The organism is Cereibacter changlensis JA139, assembly GCF_003034985.1.
Taxonomy (GTDB): domain Bacteria; phylum Pseudomonadota; class Alphaproteobacteria; order Rhodobacterales; family Rhodobacteraceae; genus Cereibacter; species Cereibacter changlensis.
Map to the genome: position 1 here is coordinate 1 of NZ_PZKG01000063.1, position 23,479 is coordinate 23,479.

Here is a 23,479-nt window from a genome sequence, read left to right on the forward strand (position 1 = left end):
CCGAGCGCGCCGAAGGCCGCCTCCACCGTCGCGGCCTTCGTCCGCAAGGCCGGCGGCGTCTCGGAGGATCTAGGGCATCTGATGCAGAGCCTTCTGGTGGGCATTGAGGCCGACCGGCCGGTGCTGGCCCCCGCCTCCGGGCTCTGCCGGCATAACCCGCGACTTCTGGCGCGGCATGAGGTCTCGATGCGCGAGGTGAAGGAGCGGCTGGTGGCGATCCTCGCAGCCCGCTTGCCGGAGGAGGATCCGGTGGTGCTGCGGCTGCTGGCGCTGGAGCCGGTGCGGCTGGCGATCGACCGCTGGCTCGCCGATCTGGAGCCGTCGCCGACCGAGGCGGTCGCCGCGATCTGGCCGCGGCTGCCCGGGCTGGCGGATTGCTTGGCCTGCCGCAGGGCGTTTCCTGACAGCTACGGGCGCGAGACCGGAACTGCGGGAGCTTGCCGCCGCACAGAGAGAGCCGCGGCATCCGGTTAGGTCCAAAGGGACGTAGCCCTGGCACGCCGGCTAAGAGGGCGGTCGGCCTCCGTCCCGATAGCCCCGCCCGATCCGGAACATTCGTTCATAAACCAGATCAACCCGCGACGGGTTGCAGCCGGAGCTTGGCCCGCGTCCTGTCCGCGCCGCGCAAGTAGCGCGAGAAGCCGAGGTCGGCGCTTTCGATCTCGGTCGGCCGACCGGAGACCACATCGGCCAGCACCCGCGCCGAGCCAGCCGCCATGGTCCAGCCGAGCGTGCCATGGCCGGTGTTCAGGAACAGGTTCGCCATCGGCGTCCGACCCACGACGGGGGTGCCGTCCGGCGTCATCGGCCGCAGGCCGGTCCAGAAGCTCGCCTTCGACTGGTCCCCTGCCCCGCCGAACAGATCCTCCACCGAATGCACCAGCGTCCGCTTGCGCTTTTCGCTCAGCGACAGATCGAAGCCGGCAAGCTCCGCCATACCGCCGACCCGGATCCGGTCACCCAGCCGGGTGATGGCGATCTTGTGGCTCTCATCCATCACGGTGGAGACCGGCGCGCGGGTCGCGTCGGTGATCGGCACGGTGATCGAGTAGCCCTTGAACGGGTAGACCGGCAGCTTCATCCCCAGCGGGGCCAGCAGTCGCGGCGAATGGCTGGCCAGCGCGACGACGAAGGCGTCGGCAGTCACCTCCCCCTCGGAGGTCAACACGGAGCCGATCCGCCCGCCGGACTGCACCAGCCTCTGGATCGTGACGCCATGCCGGAAGCGAACGCCGAGGCCAGCCGCCAGCGTCGCCAGCCCCTGAGTGAACTTGAAGCAGTCGCCGGTCTCGTCCTTCGGCAGCCGCAGCCCGCCGACGATCTTCCCCGCCGCATCGTGCAGCCCGGGCTCGGTGGCAAGGCAGCCCGCCACATCCAGCAGCTCGAAGGGCACCCCACCCTCGCGCAGCACCTCCGTGTCCTTGCCCGCGGCATCCAGCTGCTTCTGGCTGCGGAACAGCTGCAGCGTCCCCTGCTGCCGTTCATCGAAGGCGATGCCGGTCTCGGTCCGGATCTCGGTCAGGCAGTCGCGCGAGTATTCCGCCAGCCGCACCATCCGCGCCTTGTTCACCGCATAGGCGGCGGAGCTGCAGTTGCCGAGCATCTGGAACAGGAAGCGGATCTTGGCCGGATCGGGCCGCGGCTGGATGATCAGCGGCGAATGCTCCATGAACATCCATTTCAGCGCCTTCATCGGGATGCCCGGCGCGGCCCAGGGCGAGGAGTAGCCGGGGCTGATCTCGCCGGCATTGGCGAAGGAGGTCTCCAGCGCGGCGGCGGGCTGCCGGTCGATCACCGTCACCTCATGCCCCGCCCGGGCCAGTTGCCAGGCCGATGTGACGCCGATCACGCCAGCGCCGAGAACCACGATCTTCATGCCAGATGCTCCTGCTCGCCCTGTTTTGGGCTGTGCCGGTCAATCTAGCGGGTCTGACGGAAATCTTCTGGACATTATGCCCGGCCGATGTGGCATCTGCGCACAGTTCTGCGGTGTAGTGCCGCAGAGGCCGAAGAAAACTGCACAGACCGGGCAGGTGCGCAAATCTTGGCCCGTCAGCGGTGTGAGGGCGCGAGTGTTGGTTGCGTCAGGGCAGCGCTGCTTTGTGCAACTGATGCACTGATGCCTTCCGGGAACGGAGCGTCCCTCGCGGACGGGGTTTCGCAGTTGCCAGAGGCGGGATACCGAGGCAATCGAGGAGCCCAGTTTTCAACGCGCCCCAGTAACGCGCAATATCTGCCTATTTTGCTCAGATCCGCCCTACTGGCTTGATTAAGCGTCAGCAACCACGGATTCTCTGGGGCCGGAAAATGCGTAGGAGACATCGATCATCCTTCGGATGCTACCAAAGCCAACGGCCCAAGGCAAAGACTTCGTCGCAGGTGCAGGTCCAGTCAGCGATCATCTTCCGACCAGCCCTGCCCCCGGTTTCGCACGCGAAACCTCACCCCTCCAGCAGGCGCTGCAACTCCCGCATCATCCGCTCGACAAGCGCCGCATCGACCCTGTCGCCGTGGAAGCGGATCGCAAAGCCCTTCGCATCCTGTTCCGCCTCGACCCGGATCCCGGAGCGCAGTCCACTACCCTTGCGCGATGGCCGCCCACCCCGCGCCGGGTCCGGCGCCTTGCCCTCGGCGGCTTTCACCAGCGGCTCTATAAGCGCCCATTCGGTTGCCGGGTCGTCGCCCTGCCCGCCGGCCAGCGCCTGCCGCAGCGCCCCGGCATAGCCCGCACGCAGCGCCTGGGCCAACCGCAGCCCTGCGCGCTCACCCAGCGAGGCGGCGAAACCGAGCATGTCGCCCAGCTCCTCGTGAATCACCGCAAAGCTGCGGATCTTCGAGCGCTTCGCCTTAGAGGCCGCATGGAACAGCGTGTCCACCGCCTCCTCCACCGAGGCAAAGGCCCCCTGCCCCGCCGCCAGCGCCGCGATCCGGCCGCGCTCGTAATGCGACAGGTCGGAGCGGATCTCGTTCTCCTCCACCATGGCGACATAGGCGGAGGAGACATCGGCCGGCCGACGCAGCAAAGCCCGGATCATGGCGTAACGCGCATCGCCGGTCTCGGCATGCAGCTGCCGCATCGCCGAGAGCCGCCGCCAGCCAGAGATCAGGCCGTAGCTCTCTCCCGGCCCCTCGCGGCGGAACACCTCGACCGGCAGGCGCAGCCCATGTGCCTTGATCGAGGCGCGCAGTTCGTCCATCTCCTCGCCATCGACGCGCAGGCGGTCGCGGGTCAGCTCCTCGGCAACGATCTCGGCCAGCGGGATCTCCAGCACCAGCAGGCCCTCGGCCTCGGCGCGACGCAACCGACCAGCGTCGGCGCTGTCCCGCGCTGCGGCGGTGCGGTCGGGGCCGGCGATCGGCACCGACAGCGCCGCAGCCTCGGCGGCGACTTGGGCGATAGGCGGGCGGGAGGAGACCGGGGTTTCGCACGCGAAACCTGTCTCCATTTCCCTCAGTTCTTCGGCCGAAGGGGCCTCAAGTCTTCTGCGCTTTGCCATCTGCAGCCTCCTTCTCCATCATCGCCTGATCGCGCCACCAGGAGCCGATCAGGATCTCCTTGAACTCCGCATAGGTCCGGTCGAAGGTCTCGCGCCCCCGGACATAGGTTTCGCGGTTGAAGTCGCGGTAATCGGCTTCATAGATGCCATTCACCTGCTCGCCAGCCTGACCGACCAACGCGGTGAAATCCTGGCGGTAGGCATTCATGAAGTCGCCGAAATAGGCCTGCACCACATTGGCGAGGTCCGTCTGCTGGTTCGCATCGAAACGGGTGATCAGCGCCCTCACCACATCCCATTCGAACTTCATCTCCGGCAGGCCGGCGGCGCGGCGGGCGGAATTCTCACCATCCTCGATGCTGGCGAAGGTCGAATAGAGCATGTCGAAGAACCGGCCGGTCGAGTCGAACTCGAGGAAGGAAGCCCCAAGCGGTACCAGCAGGATGTCGGCGGCAGCCAGTGCGTTGATCGTCAGGTACCCAAGAGCAGGAGGGGTGTCGAGCATGATGATGTCATACTGGTCGAGCAAACCCTCGCGGTCGAGGAAACCGGTCAGCGCGTCCCAGAGCGGCCAGCGCCGCAGCATCATCCGCCAGACCGGCACTTGGAATTCGGCCCAGTAAAGGTTCAGCTGCGCGCCGATCAGGTCGATGTTCGGCCAATGGGTCTTCTGCACCACATCCGCCGCGGTGATCTTCATCGCCTCGGTCAGGGTTTCGTCGAGGGGCAGGGCGGCCTCGCCCCGTGCCGCGCGCACCTCGTTCTCCTCCACCACGGCGGTGGCGTAATCCTTGGCCAGCAGCGGGAACACCGTCTGCCATTCATCCGCGACAGTCCCGCCCATGATCGAGGTCATCGAGCCCTGACTGTCGAGGTCGATCACCAGCACCCGATAGCCATCCAGCGCCGCCGACATGGCGAGATGCGCTGCGGTCGAGGTCTTGCCGACGCCGCCCTTGAAGTTGGCGACGGCGACGACCTTCGCCGGCAGGCCCTTGGGGCGGTAGGGGCGATATTCCTTGGTGGTGGCGCCTTCCTCGGCGAAATGGTTTCGCAGCGCGAGCACTTCCTCCAACGTGAACCACTTGGCGCCGCCTTCGCCTTCGCCTTGCGGTAGTTCCGGATGGTTGCGCAGCACACGGCGCAGGTGGGAAGATGCGACGGGAATCAGATAGCGGCAGATCTCCCAGGTGGAGAACTTGCGCAGCCGCTTCTTGCCGTCCGGCGCATAGCCTTTCCGGGCAAGATCGTCGCGCCCACGGCCGCAAAAGGCGGCCGCCTTGGCGAATCGGGCGGTGTCGACCGGGCTGCCCAGCTTCGCCGCCGCTGTGGCTGGGTCGAGATTGAAGTAGGGCGGCAAAGGGTAGTCGGACTTTCGCGTCATGCGGTGGCCTCTGGTGAATGTCATGCATTTTCATGCTTACCCGAGGAAGTATGGCACATCCCTCGTTCCATGTGAATCGGCGTATGCCCTGTGGGCCCGTTTGCCTTGCAAACTGGGTTTCGCACGCGAAACCTGCCACCTTTCCCTTCTTCCCCTCAGAAAACCCAACGGAAAAGCTTGTAGAGTATTTCAGGAATTTAAGAATCTTTAGCTCTGGACAATGGTTGTTATACAAAGGCTTACATTAAGTTCGGCACCCGTAAACAGGAGCTAAGGCGCCGCTTTACGGGACCATAGGTGCCCATCCACGGGATCAGCGGCATCCGATTCCGGGAGGTCGGGAACCCGGCGGCGGGGGGCCGGTTTTCCGGCAAAACCGCCGCCGATTCGCTGCTCAGCGCCGTTCAGGACTCGGCTTGCACTGTCACATCGGCTGTGCGAGACGCTCGCTCCCCCGTCCGAGGCGCCTCCCGCGACTCGTTCCGGTGTTCAGGTACCCGTTTCCGGGGGCAGGGGCTTTCTTCGATGGGTACCTTAATGAACCTTGATGACAGGTGCCTTTTGCGGCACGATGAGGCCGGGCAGAGTAGGGAAGGGCATGGCGCAGAAGATCGCTGGCCGGAGCAGGGCGGATGTCGCGGAGGATATCCCGCGCGAGGGGTTGACGGGCGCGCTGCGGCGCGGCTCGGTGAAGAAGAATGTCGCGGCGATCCACGTCTCGGGCAAGCTGACGCTGTTGCAGCGCAAGCTGTCGAACGTGCTGTTGCTGAACGCCTATGACCACCTGATCAGCCGTCCCAAGCACAGCATCGATGCGCGGACCCTCTGCCTGATGATCGGCTACAACTCGAACGACATGGAGACGCTGAAGGCCTCACTACGCAGCCTGGCCGAGACGGTGGCCGAATGGGACATGCTGGACCAGAAAGGGCGGCAGGAGTGGGGCGTCTCGTCGCTGCTCTCCTATGCGAAGCTTTCGGGCGGCGTCTGCGAATATGCCTATTCCCCGGCGTTGGCCGAGAAGCTGCACGACCCGAAGGTCTTCGCGCTGATCAACCTGAACATCCAACGGCGTTTCACCAGCGGCCATGCGCTGGCGCTCTATGAAAATTGCTTTCGTTTTGTCCGGACGGGCTCGACCGGCTGGTGGCCGATCGACCTGTTCCGCCGGCTGATGGGCGTGGAGGATTCGGCCTACTACGAGAGCTTCAAGCAGCTGAACGCCAAGATCATCAAGCCCGCGGTGGCCGAGGTGAACAAGACCTCGAACATCCTGCTGACGCCGGATTTCCGTAAGATGGGCCGGGTCGTCACCGAGATCCGCTTCCTGATCAAGGAGAACCCGCAACTCGCCATGTTCGAGATCGACGACGGCGAGGGCTCGCGCAGCTCGCCGGTCTATCTGCGGCTGATCGCTCTGGGGGTCGGCGACCGGCTGGCGCGGCAATGGATCGCCGAGCATGGCGAGCCCTATGTGACCGAGAAGCTGGATTACGTGGTGGGGCAGGGGGCCGTCGCCTCGCCGGTGCGCTATCTCTCGGCGGCGCTGCGCGACGACTATGGTGCCCCGGCGGCGCCCGAACCTTCCCCCGAGGTGGTGGAGGCTGCGGCTCGCCGTCAGGCCGCCGCCGAGGCGCAGGCCAAGGCCGAGGCCGAGCGCGAGGCCGCCGTCGCCGCTGAACGCCGCGAGCGCGCCGAGCGGATGGCCCGGGTCCGCGCTGTGGCCGAGGCGCGCAACCCGACCCAGCGCGACGCCGACCGGCGGCTGTTCCTGCGCCAGCTTGACGGCGATCTGGAGCGCGAGGATTTCGCCCGCCACGGCTGGGCCTCGGCGCTGAACGCCCGGGCGATCTTCGCCTTCTGGGAGGATCTGGAACCGGGGATCTTCGACCGGGTCGCGTAGGGCAGGGGCCATTGGTCCACGGCACGCGGGAGCAGGCCCCCTTGCGTGCCGCTTGTCGCAGACGGGGGGCAGGCCTATACCCCGGTTCCTGAGTCACAGCAGCGTGAGCCCATGACCGATTCCAGCCCCACGCCCGCTGAAGCTGCTCCCCCCGTCGCCGCGCCGCATCCGCCCGGCCATGGCTGGAAGCTGGTGCTCGGCTCGATCGGCGTCGTCTATGGCGACATCGGCACCAGCCCGCTCTACGCGCTGCGCGAGTCGCTGCATGCCGCCGGGCGAGACGGGCTCAGGCCGGAGGAGGTGATCGGCGTCATCTCTCTGCTGATCTGGACGCTGATCCTGATCGTGACGGTGAAATACGTCCTGCTGATCATGCGCGCCGACAACCGGGGCGAGGGCGGCACGCTGTCGCTCGTGGCGCTGGTGCAGCAGGCGATGAAGCGGCGCCCGGCCTGGCTCTTGGGGATCGGCGTCGTGGGCATCTCGCTGTTCTTCGGCGACGCGATGATCACGCCCGCCATGTCGGTGCTCTCGGCGGTCGAGGGGCTGTCGCTGGTCGCGCCGCATTTCCAGCCCTTCGTCATCCCGACGACGCTGCTCATCATCCTCGGCCTGTTCTTCGCGCAATATCAGGGCACCGAGCGCGTCTCGGTGTTCTTCGGCCCGATCATGACGGTCTGGTTCCTGGTGATGGCCGGCATGGGGCTCTGGCACATGAGCGATGACATGCGTGTGCTGGCGGCTCTGAACCCGGTCCATGCCCTGGGTTTCCTGGTGGAGAACGGCCTTGCCTCGCTGATCGTGCTGGGCTCGGTCTTTCTCGCCGTCACCGGGGGCGAGGCGCTCTATGCCGATATGGGGCATTTTGGCCGCCGGCCGATCCGCATCGCCTGGGGGCTTCTGGTATTTCCGGCGCTGACGCTCAGCTACCTGGGGCAGGGGGCCATGGTGCTGGCCCATCCAGAGACGGCGTACAACCCGTTCTTCCTGATGGCCCCCGGCTGGGCGCTGCTGCCGCTGGTGCTGCTCGCCACCGCCGCCACCGTCATCGCCAGCCAGGCGGTGATCTCCGGCGCCTTCTCGATGATGCAGCAGGCGACGCAGATGGGGCTGCTGCCGCGGCTGGAGATCCAGCATACCTCCGAGACGCAATATGGCCAGATCTACCTGCCCAAGGTGAACCTGATCCTCGCCGTGGGAGTCATCCTGCTGGTGCTGGCCTTCGGCAGTTCCTCCGATCTGGCGGCGGCCTATGGCATCGCGGTGACGGGGGATATGGTGATCACCTCGGTGCTGGCCTTCGTGCTGTTCTACAGGGCGTGGAAATGGCCGCTGGTGCTGGTCGTCGCCGTTGTCGCGCCGATCCTGACGCTGGAGCTTTTGTTCCTCGCCGCAAATGCCACCAAGATCGCCGATGGCGGCTATGTGCCGATCCTGATGGCGCTGACGATCTGCCTGCTGATGTGGACCTGGGTGCGCGGCACCGCCCATGTGCAGCGCAAGGCGCGGATGGGGATGGTCTCGGTCGAGACGCTGATCGGCATGCTGAAGAAGTCGCACCCGATCACCTGCCCGGGCACGGCGGTGTTCCTGACCTCCGACCCGGACATGGCGCCCTCGGCGCTGATGCACAATCTCAAGCACAACCGGGTGCTGCACAAACAGAACTTCATCGTCACCGTCGGCGTGGCTCCGACGCCCCGGGTGCGCGACGCCGACCGGCTGGTGATCCAGCGGCTGAGCGAGGAGTTCGTGAAGGTCCGCATGACCTTCGGCTATATGGAGCAGCCGAACGTGCCCAAGGCGCTGGCGCTGGCGCGCAAGCAGGGTGAGAAGTTCGACATCATGTCGACCTCCTTCTTCCTCAACCGCCGGTCCTTCCGCTCGGCTCGGGGGCAGGGGCTGCCGAACTGGCAAGAGCGGGTCTATATCGCCATGACCAAATCGGCGGCGGATGCTACCGATTTCTACTGTCTGCCCTCGAACCGCGTGGTCGAGATGGGCCAGCAGATGACGATCTGACAGGGTTCAGGCCAGCCGCCCCTCGTCGTCGATCAGCAGCAGCTGCGCCGGCGGCTCGCCGCTCCAGCGCCAGAGCACGAGGTTGAGGCTGCCCTCGGTGGCGCCCGGCGCGTAGCTGCGCACCCGCAGCCCGGCGAAGCCTTCCTGCATCAGCCGCGCCGCGAAGGCCTGCGTCGGCACGAGGCCGGTCTTCTGCATCGCCAGCCGCCAGTCATCCGCCGCCAGCGCCTCGGCGCTCATGCCACGGGCGGCCAGCGCCGCCGCATCGCCCGCGTCGAAGACCGGGCCGATATCGGCGGCGTAGCTCACCAGCGTCATCGGCTGCAGGCTGCCGATCCGGTTGGCCTCGCGCAGCGCCGTCATCACCGACAGCGAGGTGTAGAGCGCGGGCATGCCCTTGGGGTTGAAGCGCCCGCCGTGCAGCCGCGCGCCTTCGCCCGACAGCGGCTCACGCGCCCGGATCGGGTTGAGCGCGCGGTAGAGCAGGCCGCGATAGCGCATCATGCCTCAGGCATGGATGCCGGCATCCACCGCGTCGATATAGTCCATCACCTCTGCCGCGCGCCCTTCGCGCACCAGCTGCATCGCGGTGAGCCCGGCGAAGCCCGACAGCGGCTCCGACCGGTACCAGGCATAGGCGATCAGCGCCGAGCCGAAGCGCGGCTCGACCCGGTTCAGGATCTCGACCATCTCGCGCAGCCGCTTCTGGGTCTTGGCGCTGGCGATCCGGTCAGGGCGCATCACCGCGTCGCGGCCCAGCCCGACGGTCCGCGCCACCTCGTCCCGGGTGGTGCGCAGCGCCTCGGCGATTCGCGCCGGTGCGAACTGGCCGGCTTCGGCGAAATTGCTGATCTGCATCGCGTGCTCCACTTATTCTGACATGATATAGCGTCAGCTCATGTGTCGGGCAAGGTCGGGACGGTCAGGCCCGCGTCCCGGCTTGTGGCAGATTGCCGCCGATCCGGGTGGGGCCGGGAGTTTGCGGGATCGTTTTGCGCGGCTCCGCGTTGCAACCGAACTGGATCCGGGAAGCGCCGATGCGCGATACCGGGCGGCCCGCGTTCCGGAATCTTCGGTCGCGGGGAAAACGAGCAGAATGGAGGCAAAGCGGGCCAATGTGGGCGGATGATCCTATTAACAGTCCCTTCAGAAATCTTTGAAATGACCAGTGCTACAGAGTCGTGCTAAAAAGAACCGTCAGACTGGGGAGGATGACATGTCAGGACCCGCATCTGAGAAACTGCCTTTCGTCGATATCGACCAGGCCCTCGAAGAGCAGGGCAGATTGCGCCATCTGCGCAGTCCCGAAGAGGTCGACCTGCTCCGCATGATCTACGACGCCCTGATGCAGGCCCCGCCCGGCCCCTTGGCCGAGGCCGGGACGGCGGCGTGACCGCGCAGCGATGACACAAAAACTTGCGCGCCTGCGTGGCGCGCATGCCCCTTGTTTCACGGGGCCGAAAGCGGAGATCCGCCCGCTGCGGTGGACTATACAATTGCGTTTCGGCCCCGCTGAAGCTTAAGTATTGGGCATGGAATTAACGAAAATCCCGGCCGAAAAGGCCCGACTCGGCCGACCGCAGGTGCTGAGCGACGACGAGAGGATCGCCCAGATCCTCGCGGCGGCTGGCGAGGTGTTCAAGCGCATCGGCTATTCCGGCGCGACGATGGAAAAGATCGCTGCGGAAGCCGGAATGTCGAAGCGTACACTTTACCAGAATTTCCCCGACAAGCTCACGCTGCTGTCGGCCCTGTTGAAATGCTGCGACAGCAATCCCCTGCTGCAAAGCCTGGCGGAGGAGGATTTCTCCGGCCCCGCCCGCGACGTGCTGCGCCGCTCACTCTTCGAGATCGCAGGCCATATCCTCGCCCCGTCCCAGACCTGCCTGACCCGGCTGGCCATGGTCGAGGCGCCGACCTCGCCCGAGATGTCGCGGCTGTTCTACGAGAATGCGCTCGGCGGCGTGGTCGCCTTCTTCGCGCGGCGGCTGCGGCTGATGGCGGAGCGCGGGATGATCCGCTGCGAGGATCCGGACCGGGTCGCCGACTTCCTGATCGGGGCGCTGATCGGCCATGTCCATCTGCGCCAGCTCACCAACGTCCAGGACCCGCTGCCGCCGGCCTGCGACGAGATCGTCGCGCGGATCGAGGCGCTGATCGCGCTGGTGGCCCCGGCGATGCAGCTCGCCGAGGCCTGAGGGGTGCCCGCGAGGCTTCAGACGTGGGCCGGTGCTACGACCGGCTTGCGGCGGAAGATCCGGTTCACCAGCACGAAGAACACCGGCACGAAGATCACCCCCAGCACCGTGCCGCTGATGGTCCCGGCGAAGGTGCCGAAGCCGATGGCGACCCGGGCCCCGGCCCCGGCGCCACTGCTGAGCACCAGCGGCAGCACCCCCAGCGTGAAGGCCAGCGAGGTCATCACGATCGGCCGGAAGCGCAGCACTGCCGCCTCGCGGATCGCCTGCAGGATCGGCTCGCCGCGGGCCACCCGGTCGCGGGCGAACTCGACGATCATGATGCCGTTCTTTCCGGTCAGACCGACCACCGTCAGCATGCCGACCTGGAAGTACACCCCGTTCGCCTGCCCGCCGAGCCATGCCCCGATTAGCGCGCCGAGGATGCCGACCGGCATCGCCAGGAGGACCGCGATCGGGATGATCCAGCTTTCATAGAGCGCCGCGAGGCAGAGGAAGACCGCCGCCAGCGACAGCACGTAGAGCATCGCCGCCTGGTCGCCGGCCTCGCGCTCTTCCAGCGACAGGCCCGTCCATTCCAGCGCGAAGCCAGGCGGCAGCTGCTGCGCGAGCCGCTCCATCTCGGCCATGGCCTCGCCGCTGGAGACGCCGGGGACCGGTTGGCCCTGGATCTCCATCGCCCGCACCGCGTTGTAGCGCGACACCTGCTGCGCTCCGTAGAACCAGGACTGCTCGGCGAAGGTCGAGAGCGAGACGAACTCGCCATCGGCATTCGGGATGCGCCAAAGATGCAGGTCCTCCGGCGTGGTCCGCGCCCAGGGCTCGCCCTGCACGTAGACCCGCTTCACCCGACCGTTGTCGATGAAGTCGTTCACGTAGGACCCGGCCCAGGCCGTGGTCAGGAAGTTGCCGACATCCGCCGCCGTCACCCCGACCGCGCCCGCCTTGCGCCAGTCGATGTCCAGCCGGAACTGCGCCGCATCCTCCACCCCGTTCGGCCGCACGCCGGTCAGGATCGGGCTCTGCGAGGCGAGACCCAGCAACATGTTGCGCGCCGCCAGCAGCTCCTCGTGGGTCTGCCCGGTGCGGGCCTGCAGGAACAGGGTGAAGCCGTTGGAGTTGCCGAGCTCGGTCACCGCGGGCGGCACGATGGGGAAGACCATCGCGTCGCGGATGCCCATCAGCGGCGGGAAGGCCCGTCCGGCGATGGCCGCGACGCTCTGCGACGGGTCGGTGCGCTCCTCCCAGTCGTTCAGCAGCAGGAACATCATCCCCATGTTCTGCCCCTGGCCGGCGAAGGAGAAGCCGACCACGCTGAACACCGATTTCACGTTCTCGGCTTCGTTCTCGAGGAAGTAGTTCTCCACCTGCTTCACCACCTCGGTGGTGCGTTCGGCCGTGGCGCCCGAGGGCGTCTGGATCAGGGTGAACAGCACGCCCTGGTCCTCCTCCGGCAGGAAGGCCGTCGGGGTTTTCACGTAGAGCGCCGCCATGGCCGCGACCAGCCCGGCATAGACCACCATCATCAGCAGCGGCTTGCGCACCACGAGCCCGACGAGGCTGCCATAGCGCCGCGTCGTCTTGTCGAAGCCGCGGTTGAACAGGCCGAACAGCCCGCGGCGCGGCGCGCCATGGGTGTTCTTCAGCAGCGTGGCGCAGAGCGCCGGGGTCAGCGTCAGCGCCACGACGACCGAAAGCGCCATGGCCGAGACGATGGTGATGGAGAACTGCTTGTAGATCTCGCCGGTGGAGCCGCCGAAGAAGGCCATCGGCACGAAGACCGCCGAGAGCACCAGCGCGATGCCGATCAGCGCCCCCGTGATCTCGCCCATGCTCTTGCGCGTCGCCTCCAGCGGGCTGAGCCCGTCCTCCGCCATGATCCGCTCGACGTTCTCGACCACGACGATGGCGTCGTCGACCAGAAGGCCGATGGCCAGCACCATGGCCAGCATGGTCAGCGTGTTGATCGAGAAGCCGAGCGCCGCCATCACCCCGAAGGTGCCCAAGAGAACCACCGGCACCGCCAGCGTCGGGATCAGCGTGGCGCGGAAGTTCTGCAGGAACAGCAGCATGACGAAGAACACGAGGATGACGGCCTCGACCAGCGTCTTCACCACCTCCTCGATCGAGATGGTGACGAAGGGCGTGGTGTCATAGGGGATCTCGTAGGTCATGCCCTCGGGAAAGAAGGCCTCGAGCTCGGTCAGCTTGTCGCGCACGATGGTGGCGGTATCCAGCGCGTTGGCGCCGGAGGCCAGCTGGATCGCCATGCCCGCCGCCGGGGTGCGGTTGAAACGCCCAGCCACCTCGTAATTCTGCGCGCCGAGCTCGACCCGCGCCACGTCGCGCAGCAGCACCAGCCCGCCGTCGGTTTCGGCCCGCAGCACGATCTGCTCGAAATCCTCGGGCGTCTGTAGCAGCGATTGCGCGGTGACCGTGGCGTTGATCTGCTGACCCTCGGGTGCGGGCAGGGCGCCGAAGGACCCGGCCGAGATCTGCGCATTCTGCGCCGAGACCGCGGCGACGATGTCGCCGGGAGCGAGGTCGTAGGCGGTCAGCTTCTCGGGGTCGAGCCAGATCCGCATCGCCCGCTGCGAGCCGAACACCTCCACCGACCCGACGCCGGGCAGGCGGCTGAAGCTCTCGACCATGTTCGAAGCCATGTAGTCGGCCAGCTCCACCTCGGAGATCGAGCCGTCCTTCGAGGTCATGGCGACCACCATGAGGAAGCCGGCGGAGGATTTCTTCACCGTGACGCCCTGCCGGGTGACGGCCTGCGGCAGCAGCGCCTCGGCCTGGCCCAGCTTGTTCTGCACCTGGACCTGGGCGATGTCGGCGTCGGTGCCGAGCTCGAAGGTCAGGGTGATCGTCGCCCCGCCGGTCGAGGTCGAGGAGGAGGAGATGTAGCGCAGCCCGTCGAGCCCAGTCAGCTCGCGCTCGATCACCTGGGTCACGGTATCGGTGACGGTTTCGGCCGAGGCGCCCGGGTAGACCGCGCTGATCACCACCGAGGGCGGGGCGATGGTGGGATATTGCGAGACCGGCAGCCGCAGCACCGAAAGCACGCCGATCCCCATGATGACGATGGCGATGACCCAGGCGAAGATCGGCCGGTCGATGAAGAAACGCGCCATCTCAGTTCACCGCCGCTTCGGCGCCGACCAGCTCTTCGGGGACGACCTGCGCCCCGACCGCGGTCTTCTGGAAGCCTGAGACGATGACTCGGTCGCCGCTCTTCAGCCCCTCGCTGGCGATCCAATTGCCGTCATGCGCCTGCACCACCTCGATCACCCGGTTCTCGACCACGTCGCCCGCGCCGACCACCCAGACGTTCGGCACGCCGTTGCGGTCGCGCGTCACCGCCTGTTGCGGCACGGCGACGGCGTCTTTCGCCACCGCCAGCGGCAGCTCGACCTGCACATACATGCCGGGCAGCAGCAGCCCGTCTGGGTTGGGGAAGCTCATGCGCAGCGTGACCATGCCCGTCGTCGGGTTCACCTGCGGCTCGGCGGCGGTCAGCTTGCCGGTCAGCGGGTAGACGGTCTTGTCGGCCAGCACCAGCCGCACCTCGCCGCCCGCCGGCGAGGCTTCGCCCGAGGCCTGGCGGTTGCGCCATTTCAGCAGGTCGGTGGCCGATTGGGTCACGTCGACGAACACGGTGTCCAGCCCGCGGATCGTCGCCAGCGCCGTCGCTTGGCCCGCGCTGACCAGTGCGCCGGTCGTGGTCTCGGAAAAGCCGATGGTGCCGGCGATCGGCGCGGTGATCATGGTGCGGTGCAGGTCGATCTCGGCGCTGGTCATCTGGGCATTGGCCAGCTGCAGCGCGGCGGCCGCCGCATCGCGGGTGGCGATCGCCAGATCGAGACGTTGCTCCGACCCGACGCTGTTGCCGAACAGCTCCTGCGCCCGTTTGGCATCCTTCAGGCCGGAGAGATAGGTGGCGCGCGCCTGCGCGACAGCCGCCTTGGCCGCGGCGACCTGCGCGGCATAGCTGTCATCCTCGATCTTGTAGAGCGGTTGCCCTTCGGTCACGACGCTGCCTTCCTCGAACAGCCGCTCGCGGATGATGCCGTTGACCTGCGGCCGCACCTCGGCGACGGTCGAGGCGTTGACCCGCCCCGGCAGCACCGAGATGATCGGGAAATCGCCCTGCTCCAGCGTCAGCACCGACACCGGGCTCGGGCCGCCGGGGCCCATCTGGGCGGCGGCGGGGATGGGGGGAAATGCCAGCAGGGCCAGCAGGGAGAGAGCGCTGGCTCCGGTTCTGATCCGGGTCGTGGGCATCGGGGGTCTCCGGGAAGGGGCTTGAAGCGGCATGCTTGCAAAACGATGGCGTTTCTTAAATCGGATTCCGCAGCGCAGCAAGTGCGGGAGCGGCTTTGCGAATGTGCAGCCGTGAACAGTGACCGGAGCGACCATGGCGGCAGCGCAGGCCCGGCGGGACCGTGACCGCCGGCCGGCGCCATCTTCACCTTGATGTCGAGCGCGTTTCGCCCCAGCCTTGTTCAACCGGGCCTTGTGCCCGGGTTGAAGGCCAAGAGTTTGATGAGAGTGCTTGTGATGACAGTTCTGCCCGCCTTACGGGTCGCCGGACGCCGCCAAGCCGTGGCGGTTGCGGTCCTGCTCACCGCGCTGATCTTCATCGCGGCAGGAGTGGCCATTGGCCTCGTCCTGCCGCTGGTGCTGGGCGAGCCGGTCGGGCCCGCCGCAGTCGTTGCCGGCCTCGTCGCCCTCGCGATCACCGCGCCGCTGGGCTGGCTCTTGGTCTTCACCCTTGCCCGGGTGGAACGGCAGCGCCAGGGGCTTGCCCGGCGCGAGGATCTGTGGCGGGCCATCACGCGTTTCGCCAAGGTCGGCTACTGGGAGTTCGACGTCTCCACCGGCGCCATCTCCCTGTCGGGCAATGTCCATGTCGCGCTGGGGGATCCGGAGCACAAGTTGCAGCTGACTTTGCCGAAGCTGCTGGAGATGCTGCATCCTGAGGACCGCGACGGGCTGACGGCGGCGCTTGCCAATGTGCTGGCCGGTGGCGGCGGCGAACAGATGGAGTTCCGGCTCGAGGGGCTCGACGGGCTCGAGAAGACCTTCTGGGCGACGGGAGCCGCGGTGGCGAGCTCCGGCAAGCAGGTGACCCGGATCAGCGGCGCCTGCCAGGACATCACCGAGCGAAAGGCGCTGGAGGCGGCGCTGCGGGAAAGCGATGCGCATTACCGCTACGCGGTGGAGCTCAGCCCGCTGATCGCCTGGACCGAGGGGCCGGATGGCGAGGGGATCGACCTGGACGCGGGCTGGCTGGCGCTGACCGGGATGACCCAGGCCGAGGCCTCCGACGGCGGCTGGGTCCGGAGCCTCCATCCGGAGGATGCGGAGCGGACCGTCGCCGCCTGGGACCACTGTCTCGCGACCGGCGAGCCCTATGACGTGATCCACCGGCTGCGCGTCGCCGACGGCAGCTATCACTGGGTCCGCACCCGGGCGCAGGCCCGTCTCGACGAGCATGGCGAGGTGATCCGCTGGTACGGCACGGTGGAGGACATCCACGAGCGGCTCTCGGCCGAGAACGCCCTGCGCGAGAGCGAGGCCTTCGCCCGCAGCATCCTCGACAGCAGCACCAACTGCGTCGAGGTGATCGACCTGGAGGGCCGGCTGCAGTTCATGAACCGGCCCGGCCTGGCGATGATGGGGATCGAGGATTTCTCGCGCGAGCAGGGGCGGCCCTGGGTGGAGCTCTGGCCGGAGCCGGCCCGCGCCGAGGTGCAGCGGGCGATGGATGTCGCCCGTGGCGGCGGCGCCGCCGGCTTCACCGCGGCCTGCGCGACGCTGCAGGGCACGCCGCGCTGGTGGGAGGTCAGCCTGACGCCGATCCCCGACGCCGAGGGCCGGCCGCTGCGGCTCCTCTCCACCGCGCGCGACGTGACCGAGGCGAAGATGGCGCAAGATGCGCTGGACGAGTCGCGCCGCGTGGTCGAGGAAAGCGCGCGGCGGCTGGCCACCGTGCTGGAAAGCACCACCGACAGCGTGATCATCCTCGACGCGGATTGGCGCATCGGCTTCCTCAACGCCCGCGCTGCCGAGATGATGTCGCTCGGGGACGACGTGATCGGGCAGGACTTCTGGACGGCGCTGCCGGGGGACTGCACCTTCGAGGCCCGGGTGCGCGACGCCACCGCCCGGATGGAGGTGGTGCAGTTCGAGGAACTGCACAATGAGCTCGGCATCTGGCTGGAGATGCATGTCTTCCCCTCGGTCGACGGCGTGTCGATCTTCTTCCGCGATGTCAGCCGCCGGCGCGAGGCGCAGGACCAGCTGCTCTACCTGTCGCGGCACGACCACCTGACCGGCCTGCCCAACCGATCGATGCTGCGCGAGCAGCTGGACGAGGCGCTGCAGCAGGCGACGGAACGGTCGCAGGCGGCGCTGCTGTTCCTCGACCTCGACGAATTCAAGTCGGTGAACGACACTTGGGGCCATCCGACCGGGGACCGGCTGTTGGTCGAGGCGGCGGCGCGACTGCGCGCCGTCGCGCACGACGGCGACCGGGTCGCCCGGCTCGGCGGCGACGAGTTCGCCGTGGTGCAGACCGGGCTGCAGTGCCGCGAGGAGGCCGAGGAGATGGCGCTGCGGCTGATCGCGGCGCTGAGCGAGCCCTACTGCATCGACGGGCGCACAGTGGTGGTCGGCGTCAGCATCGGCATCGCGATGGCGGCGGACGCAACCGCCCGGGCCGATCACATCATCAAGGAGGCCGATGTCGCGCTTTACCGCGCCAAGGACGAGGGCCGAGGCATCTGCCGCTACTACGAGCCGGGAATGGACTCGCTGGTGCAGGGCAAGCAGTTGCTGCGCGCCGATCTGCGCAAGGCGCTTGGGCGGGGCGAGCTGAGCCTCGCCTTCCAGCCGCTGATGAATTTCGCCACCGGCCGAGTCGGCGCGATGGAGGCGCTGCTGCGCTGGACCCATCCGCAGCACGGCCCGATATCCCCGGACGAGTTCATCCCGCTGGCCGAAGAGACCGGCGTGATCGTGCCGCTCGGTGCCTGGGTGCTGCACGAGGCCTGCCTCGCCGCGGCGACCTGGCCGGAGGAGATCACCGTCTCGGTGAACCTCTCGCCGGTGCAGTTCCGCCGTCACGGCCTGGTGGAGGCGGTCGAGGCCAGCCTGAAGGCCAGCGGCCTCGAAGCCTCGCGGCTGCAGCTGGAGGTGACGGAGACGGTGCTGATGCAGAACGTCGCCGACGAGCTGGAGGTGCTGCATGCGCTGCGGCGGCTGGGGGTCAGGATCGCGATGGACGATTTCGGCACCGGTTATTCCTCGCTCAGCTATCTGCGCACCTTCCCCTTCGACAACATCAAGATCGACCGCAGCTTCATCGCCGACATGTCGCGCAACGCCCAGACCAACGCCATCGTCCGCGCCGTGGTCGAGCTGGGGCAGAGCCTCGGGGTCACCACCACGGCGGAGGGGGTCGAGAACCGGCAGCAGATGCAGGAGCTGCGCGCCATGGGCTGCCACGCCGGGCAGGGCTTCCTGTTCAGCCCGCCGGTGCCGGGATCCGAGGTGCTGGCGCTGATCGAACGGCTGGGCACCGAGGGCTGCGCCGCGGCCTGAGACCCGGGCGCGGCCCAGGTTTTGCAGGCCTTGCCGCAGGTTGCGCCATTCTGTCGCAGCCCTGCGGGCTGGATATGATTAGTCGGGGTTACACCTTTCGGCGGTGTTCCGACGACCGGGACGCGCCCGCCGGAACATCCGCCGCCTGCCGGACTTACCCCCGCACCGGCCCGGTTCCGACCGCCAAGGACGAGGTTGACCCATGTTCGAGAGTTTTGACGCCACCCTGCTGGCGCGTATCCAGTTCGCCTTCACCGTATCGTTTCACATCGTGTTCCCCGCCTTCACAATCGGGCTGGCGAGCTACCTCGCCGTGCTGCTCGCGCTCTACCTGAAGACCGGAAACTGGGTCTACGAGAAGCTCTTCGACTTCTGGAAGACCATCTTCGCCATCTCCTTCGCCATGGGCGTCGTGTCGGGCATCGTCATGTCCTACCAGTTCGGCACCAACTGGTCGGTGTTCTCCGACCGGGCAGGGCCGGTGATCGGGCCGTTGATGGGCTACGAGGTGCTGACCGCCTTCTTCCTCGAGGCCGGGTTCCTCGGGATCATGCTGTTCGGCCGGCACCGGGTCGGGCCCGGGCTGCACATGTTCGCCACGCTGATGGTGGCGATCGGCACGCTGATCTCGGCGACCTGGATCCTCTCGGCCAACAGCTGGATGCACACCCCCGACGGTTTCGCGCTGAACGAGTCGACGGGGCAGTTCGTGCCGGTCGACTGGTGGAAGATCATCTTCAATCCCTCCTTCCCCTACCGCCTGCTGCACATGGTGCTGGCGGCCTACCTGACGACGGCGCTGGTGGTCGGCGGTGTCGCCGCCTACCATTTCCTGCGCGGCGGCGGCCAGCGCCCCGAGGTGCGCCGGATGTTCGCCATGGCCATGGCGATGATCGTCGCGGTCGCGCCACTGCAGATCGTCGCCGGCGACATGCACGGGCTGAACACGCTGGAGCATCAGCCGGCCAAGGTCATGGCGATGGAGGGCCATTTCCAGAGCCACCCCGATGGCGCGCCGCTGATCCTGTTCGGCCTGCCCGACCGCGACGCGCAGACCGTGCATTACGCGCTGGAGATCCCCAAGCTGTCGTCGCTGATCCTCAAGCACGACCTGAACGCGCCGCTGGCCGGGCTCGACACCATCCCGCGCGACCAGCAGCCGCCGGTGGAGATCGTGTTCTGGTCATTCCGCATCATGGTGACGCTGGGCATGGCGATGCTCGCCCTGGGTGGCTGGGCGCTCTATGCCCGGCTGCGGGGGCGCCTGTACGAGAGCCGCGGGTTGCACCGCTTCGCGCTGGTGATGGGGCCGATGGGCTTCGTCGCCGTGCTGGCCGGCTGGGTCACGACGGAGGTCGGCCGCCAGCCCTGGACGGTCTACGGTCAGATGCTGACCGCCGAGAGCGTCGCGCCGATCTCGGCGCCGGCGGTGGCGGCCTCGCTGATCGCCTTCATCGTCGTCTATTTCGCCATCTTCGGCACCGGGGTCGGCTACATCCTGCGACTGATGAAGCGCCTGCCCACCGTGGACGAGGACGACATGATCGACTCGCCGCTGCGGACCCACGGCATCACCCCCGGCCCCGCCAATCCCGACCGCGTGAAGGAGCACCACCATGGAGCTTGATCTGCCATTCATCTGGGCGGGCATCATCGCCTTCGCCGTCTGGGCCTATGTGGTGATGGACGGGTTCGACCTCGGCGTCGGCATCCTGTTCCCGCTCTACCCGGAGAAACACGACCGCGACGTGATGATGAACTCGGTCGCGCCGATCTGGGACGGCAACGAGACCTGGCTGGTGCTGGGCGGCGGCGGGTTGATGGCGGTGTTCCCGCTGGCCTATGCCACCATCCTGCCCGCGCTCTATGCGCCGCTGATCGTCATGCTGCTGGCGCTGGTGTTCCGCGGCGTCGCCTTCGAGTTCCGCTGGCGCACCGAGACCGGCAGCCGGCGCTGGGACGTGGCCTTCTTCGGCGGCTCGCTGGTGGCGACCTTTTCGCAGGGGATCGCGCTCGGCGCGCTGGTGCAGGGCATCGAGGTCGAGAACCGCGCCTATGCCGGCGGCTGGTGGGATTGGCTGACGCCCTTCTCGCTGGCGACCGGCTGCGCGCTGGTGCTGGGCTACGCGCTGCTCGGGGCGAGCTGGCTGGTGCTGAAGACCGACGGTGTGCTGCGCATGGAGGCGCAGAACCACGCCCGGCTGGCGCTGTTCGGCACCTTGGGGGCGATGGCCGTCGTCAGCCTCTGGACCCCCTTCCTGCATTACGACTATCTCGACCGCTGGTTCCACTGGCCGACGGTCGGCTTCAGCGTGGTGGTGCCGCTGCTGGTCGCCGGGATCGCGCTGCTGCTGTGGCGCGGCCTGACCCACGGGCCGGACTGGCAGCCCTTCGTCTGCGCGCTGGGGCTGTTCGCGCTCGGCTTCGCCGGGGTCGGCATCAGCTTCTATCCGCATATCGTGCCCTTCGCCCTGACCATCGAGGAGGCGGCGGCCCCGGCCGAGAGCCTCGGCTTCCTGCTTTGGGGCGCAGTGGTGCTGATCCCGATCATCCTGATCTACACCGGCTATGCCTACTGGGTGTTCCGCGGCAAGATCGATCCGGAAGAGGGGTATCACTGATGGCCGAGCCCCTGTGGAAGCGGCTGCTCTGGTTCGCCGCCCTCTGGGTCGCGGGGGTGGCCTCCGTCGGGGCGGTGGCGGCGGTGATCCGCTATTGGCTGATCGGCTGATCCCAAAAAAACGAGCGCATCCCCGGGGCGGGGGATGCGCTCTCCTGAAAAAAATGCCTGCAATCTATTCCTTCAATCGGGGCATCAAGTCCGGGACGCGGTGAAGGTTCCTGCCGCCGGGGCGGTTTTTCTCACATTGCGAAAGATGTTGCAGTCGTGCCACGCCGCCCCGGGCTAGCCGATCCGGACCAGCAGCGCCCAGGTGGCCAGCGGCGGCGGCAGGGCGAGCAGCGCCGCCCCGGTCGCGAGCCAGCCTCGCGCCGTCCCGGTCGCATGCCGCCGCACCGACAGCGTGATCAGCACCGCCGACCAGCCAGCCCCCAGCGCCAGCAGCGCGAGGCCGAGCGGGGCGGCCGTGGTGTCCCATCCCGCGTCGCGCAGCAATTTCACTGTGAAACGGCCAGCCCCGAGGATCAGCCCGGCCGCCGCCAGCGGGATCAACCCCTGCGCCAGATGGTGAAACCGCCGTCCCTCCCAAGGGCCGAGCAGCCGGGTCGCCAGCGCCAGGGGCAGCGCCACCATGAGCGAGAGACCGGCGGTCATCCCCGCCAGAACCCCGAGCAACGCGGCGACATCTACCACCCGACCCGGCTCCGACCCGGGCGGGCCGGTCAGCAGCCACCAGGGTGCGGCAGTCTCCAGCGGCCAGAGCCAGCCGATCCCGGTTAACCCCTGCGCCAGCGTCTGCCGCAGGGCCGAATGCCAGGGACCCAGGTTCCAGTAGAAGGCCACCGTCCCGAGGCCGATCATCCCGACGATCACCAGCAGGCTGTCCCACCCGGTCGCCCCGCCGCCCCGCACCACCTCCACCCCCGGCAGCCGCGCCTCCAGCCGCACCGCGTCGCGGAACCCGGCGCAGCGCCCGCACATGTGACAGGGGGAGGCGCTGTCCATGGTTCGGACCGGCACCATCGGCTCGCAGATGAAGCGCTGGCCGCGGGCGCGCTCCGGCGGGCAGGAGTCCCAGGCGGCGGCATCGACGGCGAAGCGCAGCGGCGCCAGCCGGGCCAGCAGCCCGAAGAGCCCGTTCACCGGGCAGAGGTACCGACACCAGACCCGTTTCTCGCGACCATAGAGCAGCCCGACCAACACTGCCGCCGAGGTCGAGCCGCCGAGCAGCAGCAGGGCCGGGAGGGGGAAATGCCAGACCGAGATCATCTGGCCATAGACCGTGACCACGGCGAAGCTGGCGAAGGGCCAGCCGGGCCAGCGCATCCAGCGCGGGATCGCCCGCCCCCTGCCATGGCGCGAGGCAAGCGCGGTCAGCGCCCCTTCCGGGCAGAGCGCGCCGCACCAGAGCCTGCCGAACAGCAACACCGACAGAAGCACACCGGGTGCCCAGAGCCCCCAGATCAGGAATTGCGCGATCCGGGCGACGCCGCCCTCCGGCAGCAGGACGGGCAGCAGCAGGACCAGCGCATAGAGCACAACCATCCCCCCCTGCAGCCACGACAACAGCGCCTGCCGGTCGCGCAGCCACAGGCCCAGCCCCTGCACCGCACCGGCGGGCCTCGCTGGCGCGGGCTCCATCGAAAGGCGGCGCTGCGGCAGCCGCCGCACCGGCCCCGCTGTCAAGGCGCTCTCCTGCCGGAGGTCCGGCGGAGCGGCGGAAGGATCCTGCATCGCGATGCCCCTGTTGCCCGCCGCAGGATAGCGGCCCGCTTCCGCCTCCGACCCGTGGCCCCGCGCCGCAGCCTTCGGGAGGAATCGCGTGGCTACCCCGAGACTCGCGAAGAGGCCCGAGTCGACTCGCCAGTGCCCCGAGTCGGGAACAAAATCGCCGGAGTCGCGTCATTCTGCTGTTACGCGCCCTGCGCAGAGTGATCCCGGGGGAGGGGTGGTCCCGACGCGCATGACAGGCGCGGATCGCGGAAATCCCAATGCAGCAAGGCCGGGGCGGCCAATCCGCCGGCGGCCGCGTCAGCGATTTTCGCAAACTTCCCGAAGACCGCATTTTTTCTCTTGCGGGTTCTGACGACTCCCCCTAGAACCCGCCTCACCGAAGCGGAGACGCGACGGACTGGACGGAAGCGGAAACGAAGCGAAAGCGGGTCGAAGCAGAAAGTTCTGAAAATATCGAGATGATGCGGGCGGGTGCGCTGGAAGTTCTGGCGGCGCGGTTTGTTTTTGTCTCAC

General features: G+C 67.7%; 17 protein-coding genes. 9 read left to right on the forward strand and 8 right to left on the reverse strand.

All coding sequences use genetic code 11. The annotated features are described in order from the left end of the window. Positions 1–474: hypothetical protein (locus tag C5F48_RS25205; RefSeq protein ID WP_181247700.1), on the forward strand; the 474-nt coding region annotated here is incomplete at its 5' end. A gap of 97 nt (positions 475–571) precedes the next feature. Here the strand turns inward: C5F48_RS25205 and C5F48_RS13670 are convergent. The 3 genes from C5F48_RS13670 to C5F48_RS13680 all read right to left on the reverse strand — a co-directional run bounded on the left by C5F48_RS13670 (position 572) and on the right by C5F48_RS13680 (position 4,881). After that, complete coding sequence (locus C5F48_RS13670; protein WP_107664461.1) at positions 572–1,876, reverse strand: D-amino acid dehydrogenase; 1,305 nt, start codon at positions 1,874–1,876, stop codon at positions 572–574. A gap of 565 nt (positions 1,877–2,441) precedes the next feature. Beyond that, complete coding sequence (locus tag C5F48_RS13675) at positions 2,442–3,497, reverse strand: ParB/RepB/Spo0J family partition protein (protein ID WP_107664462.1); 1,056 nt, start codon at positions 3,495–3,497, stop codon at positions 2,442–2,444. Next, on the reverse strand, positions 3,475–4,881 hold the full coding sequence (locus C5F48_RS13680; protein ID WP_107664463.1) for an AAA family ATPase: 1,407 nt from the start codon (positions 4,879–4,881) through the stop codon (positions 3,475–3,477). Before C5F48_RS13680 ends, C5F48_RS13675 begins: the two co-directional genes overlap by 23 nt. Positions 4,882–5,479: 598 nt before the next feature. Between C5F48_RS13680 and C5F48_RS13685 the strand changes: the two genes are divergently transcribed. Next, complete coding sequence (locus tag C5F48_RS13685; protein ID WP_107664464.1) at positions 5,480–6,784, forward strand: replication initiation protein; 1,305 nt, start codon at positions 5,480–5,482, stop codon at positions 6,782–6,784. A 111-nt stretch (positions 6,785–6,895) separates the two neighbouring features. Continuing rightward, the gene (locus tag C5F48_RS13690) at positions 6,896–8,806 is read left to right on the forward strand and encodes a potassium transporter Kup (protein ID WP_107664465.1); all 1,911 of its coding nucleotides are present in this window, start codon (positions 6,896–6,898) and stop codon (positions 8,804–8,806) included. 6 nt (positions 8,807–8,812) lie between these two features. Here C5F48_RS13690 and C5F48_RS13695 read toward each other — a convergent pair whose 3' ends face one another. Beyond that, positions 8,813–9,310, reverse strand: coding sequence for an RES family NAD+ phosphorylase (locus C5F48_RS13695; protein WP_308812763.1), 498 nt, complete (start codon positions 9,308–9,310; stop codon positions 8,813–8,815). 3 nt (positions 9,311–9,313) lie between these two features. Continuing rightward, positions 9,314–9,664 carry an antitoxin Xre/MbcA/ParS toxin-binding domain-containing protein gene (locus tag C5F48_RS13700; RefSeq protein ID WP_107664467.1) on the reverse strand — a complete coding sequence of 117 codons (351 nt, stop codon included), beginning with the start codon at positions 9,662–9,664 and terminating at the stop codon, positions 9,314–9,316. 358 nt (positions 9,665–10,022) lie between these two features. On the opposite strand from C5F48_RS13700, the gene C5F48_RS25210 reads away from it, so the two are divergent. Together C5F48_RS25210 and C5F48_RS13705 are read left to right on the forward strand one after the other, a co-directional pair. After that, positions 10,023–10,199 carry a hypothetical protein gene (locus C5F48_RS25210; protein WP_170139745.1) on the forward strand — a complete coding sequence of 59 codons (177 nt, stop codon included), beginning with the start codon at positions 10,023–10,025 and terminating at the stop codon, positions 10,197–10,199. Positions 10,200–10,338: 139 nt separating this feature from the next. After that, positions 10,339–11,004, forward strand: a complete 666-nt coding sequence (locus tag C5F48_RS13705; protein ID WP_107664468.1) for a TetR/AcrR family transcriptional regulator — start codon at positions 10,339–10,341, stop codon at positions 11,002–11,004. Between the two features lie 17 nt (positions 11,005–11,021). Here the strand turns inward: C5F48_RS13705 and C5F48_RS13710 are convergent, their stop codons facing one another. Together C5F48_RS13710 and C5F48_RS13715 are read right to left on the reverse strand one after the other, a co-directional pair. Then, positions 11,022–14,138: an efflux RND transporter permease subunit gene (locus C5F48_RS13710; RefSeq protein WP_107664469.1), complete on the reverse strand. Its 3,117-nt coding sequence runs from the start codon at positions 14,136–14,138 to the stop codon at positions 11,022–11,024. Position 14,139: 1 nt separating this feature from the next. Then, a complete protein-coding gene (locus C5F48_RS13715) occupies positions 14,140–15,201 on the reverse strand; it encodes an efflux RND transporter periplasmic adaptor subunit (protein ID WP_107664474.1) in 1,062 nt (353 codons plus the stop codon). Between the two features lie 363 nt (positions 15,202–15,564). Between C5F48_RS13715 and C5F48_RS13720 the strand changes: the two genes are divergently transcribed. From C5F48_RS13720 to C5F48_RS13735, 4 genes are all read left to right on the forward strand, one after another. Then, complete coding sequence (locus tag C5F48_RS13720; RefSeq protein WP_170139746.1) at positions 15,565–18,612, forward strand: EAL domain-containing protein; 3,048 nt, start codon at positions 15,565–15,567, stop codon at positions 18,610–18,612. 202 nt (positions 18,613–18,814) lie between these two features. Beyond that, positions 18,815–20,239 carry a cytochrome ubiquinol oxidase subunit I gene (locus tag C5F48_RS13725; protein ID WP_107664471.1) on the forward strand — a complete coding sequence of 475 codons (1,425 nt, stop codon included), beginning with the start codon at positions 18,815–18,817 and terminating at the stop codon, positions 20,237–20,239. Beyond that, complete coding sequence (cydB, locus tag C5F48_RS13730) at positions 20,229–21,233, forward strand: cytochrome d ubiquinol oxidase subunit II (RefSeq protein ID WP_107664472.1); 1,005 nt, start codon at positions 20,229–20,231, stop codon at positions 21,231–21,233. The genes C5F48_RS13725 and cydB overlap by 11 nt, the downstream gene beginning before the upstream one ends. Then, complete coding sequence (locus C5F48_RS13735) at positions 21,233–21,343, forward strand: DUF2474 family protein (RefSeq protein WP_107664473.1); 111 nt, start codon at positions 21,233–21,235, stop codon at positions 21,341–21,343. The genes cydB and C5F48_RS13735 overlap by 1 nt, the downstream gene beginning before the upstream one ends. Positions 21,344–21,517: 174 nt before the next feature. Here C5F48_RS13735 and C5F48_RS13740 read toward each other — a convergent pair whose 3' ends face one another. Next, the gene (locus C5F48_RS13740; protein WP_245941525.1) at positions 21,518–22,966 is read right to left on the reverse strand and encodes a 4Fe-4S binding protein; all 1,449 of its coding nucleotides are present in this window, start codon (positions 22,964–22,966) and stop codon (positions 21,518–21,520) included. Positions 22,967–23,479 lie beyond the last annotated feature (513 nt).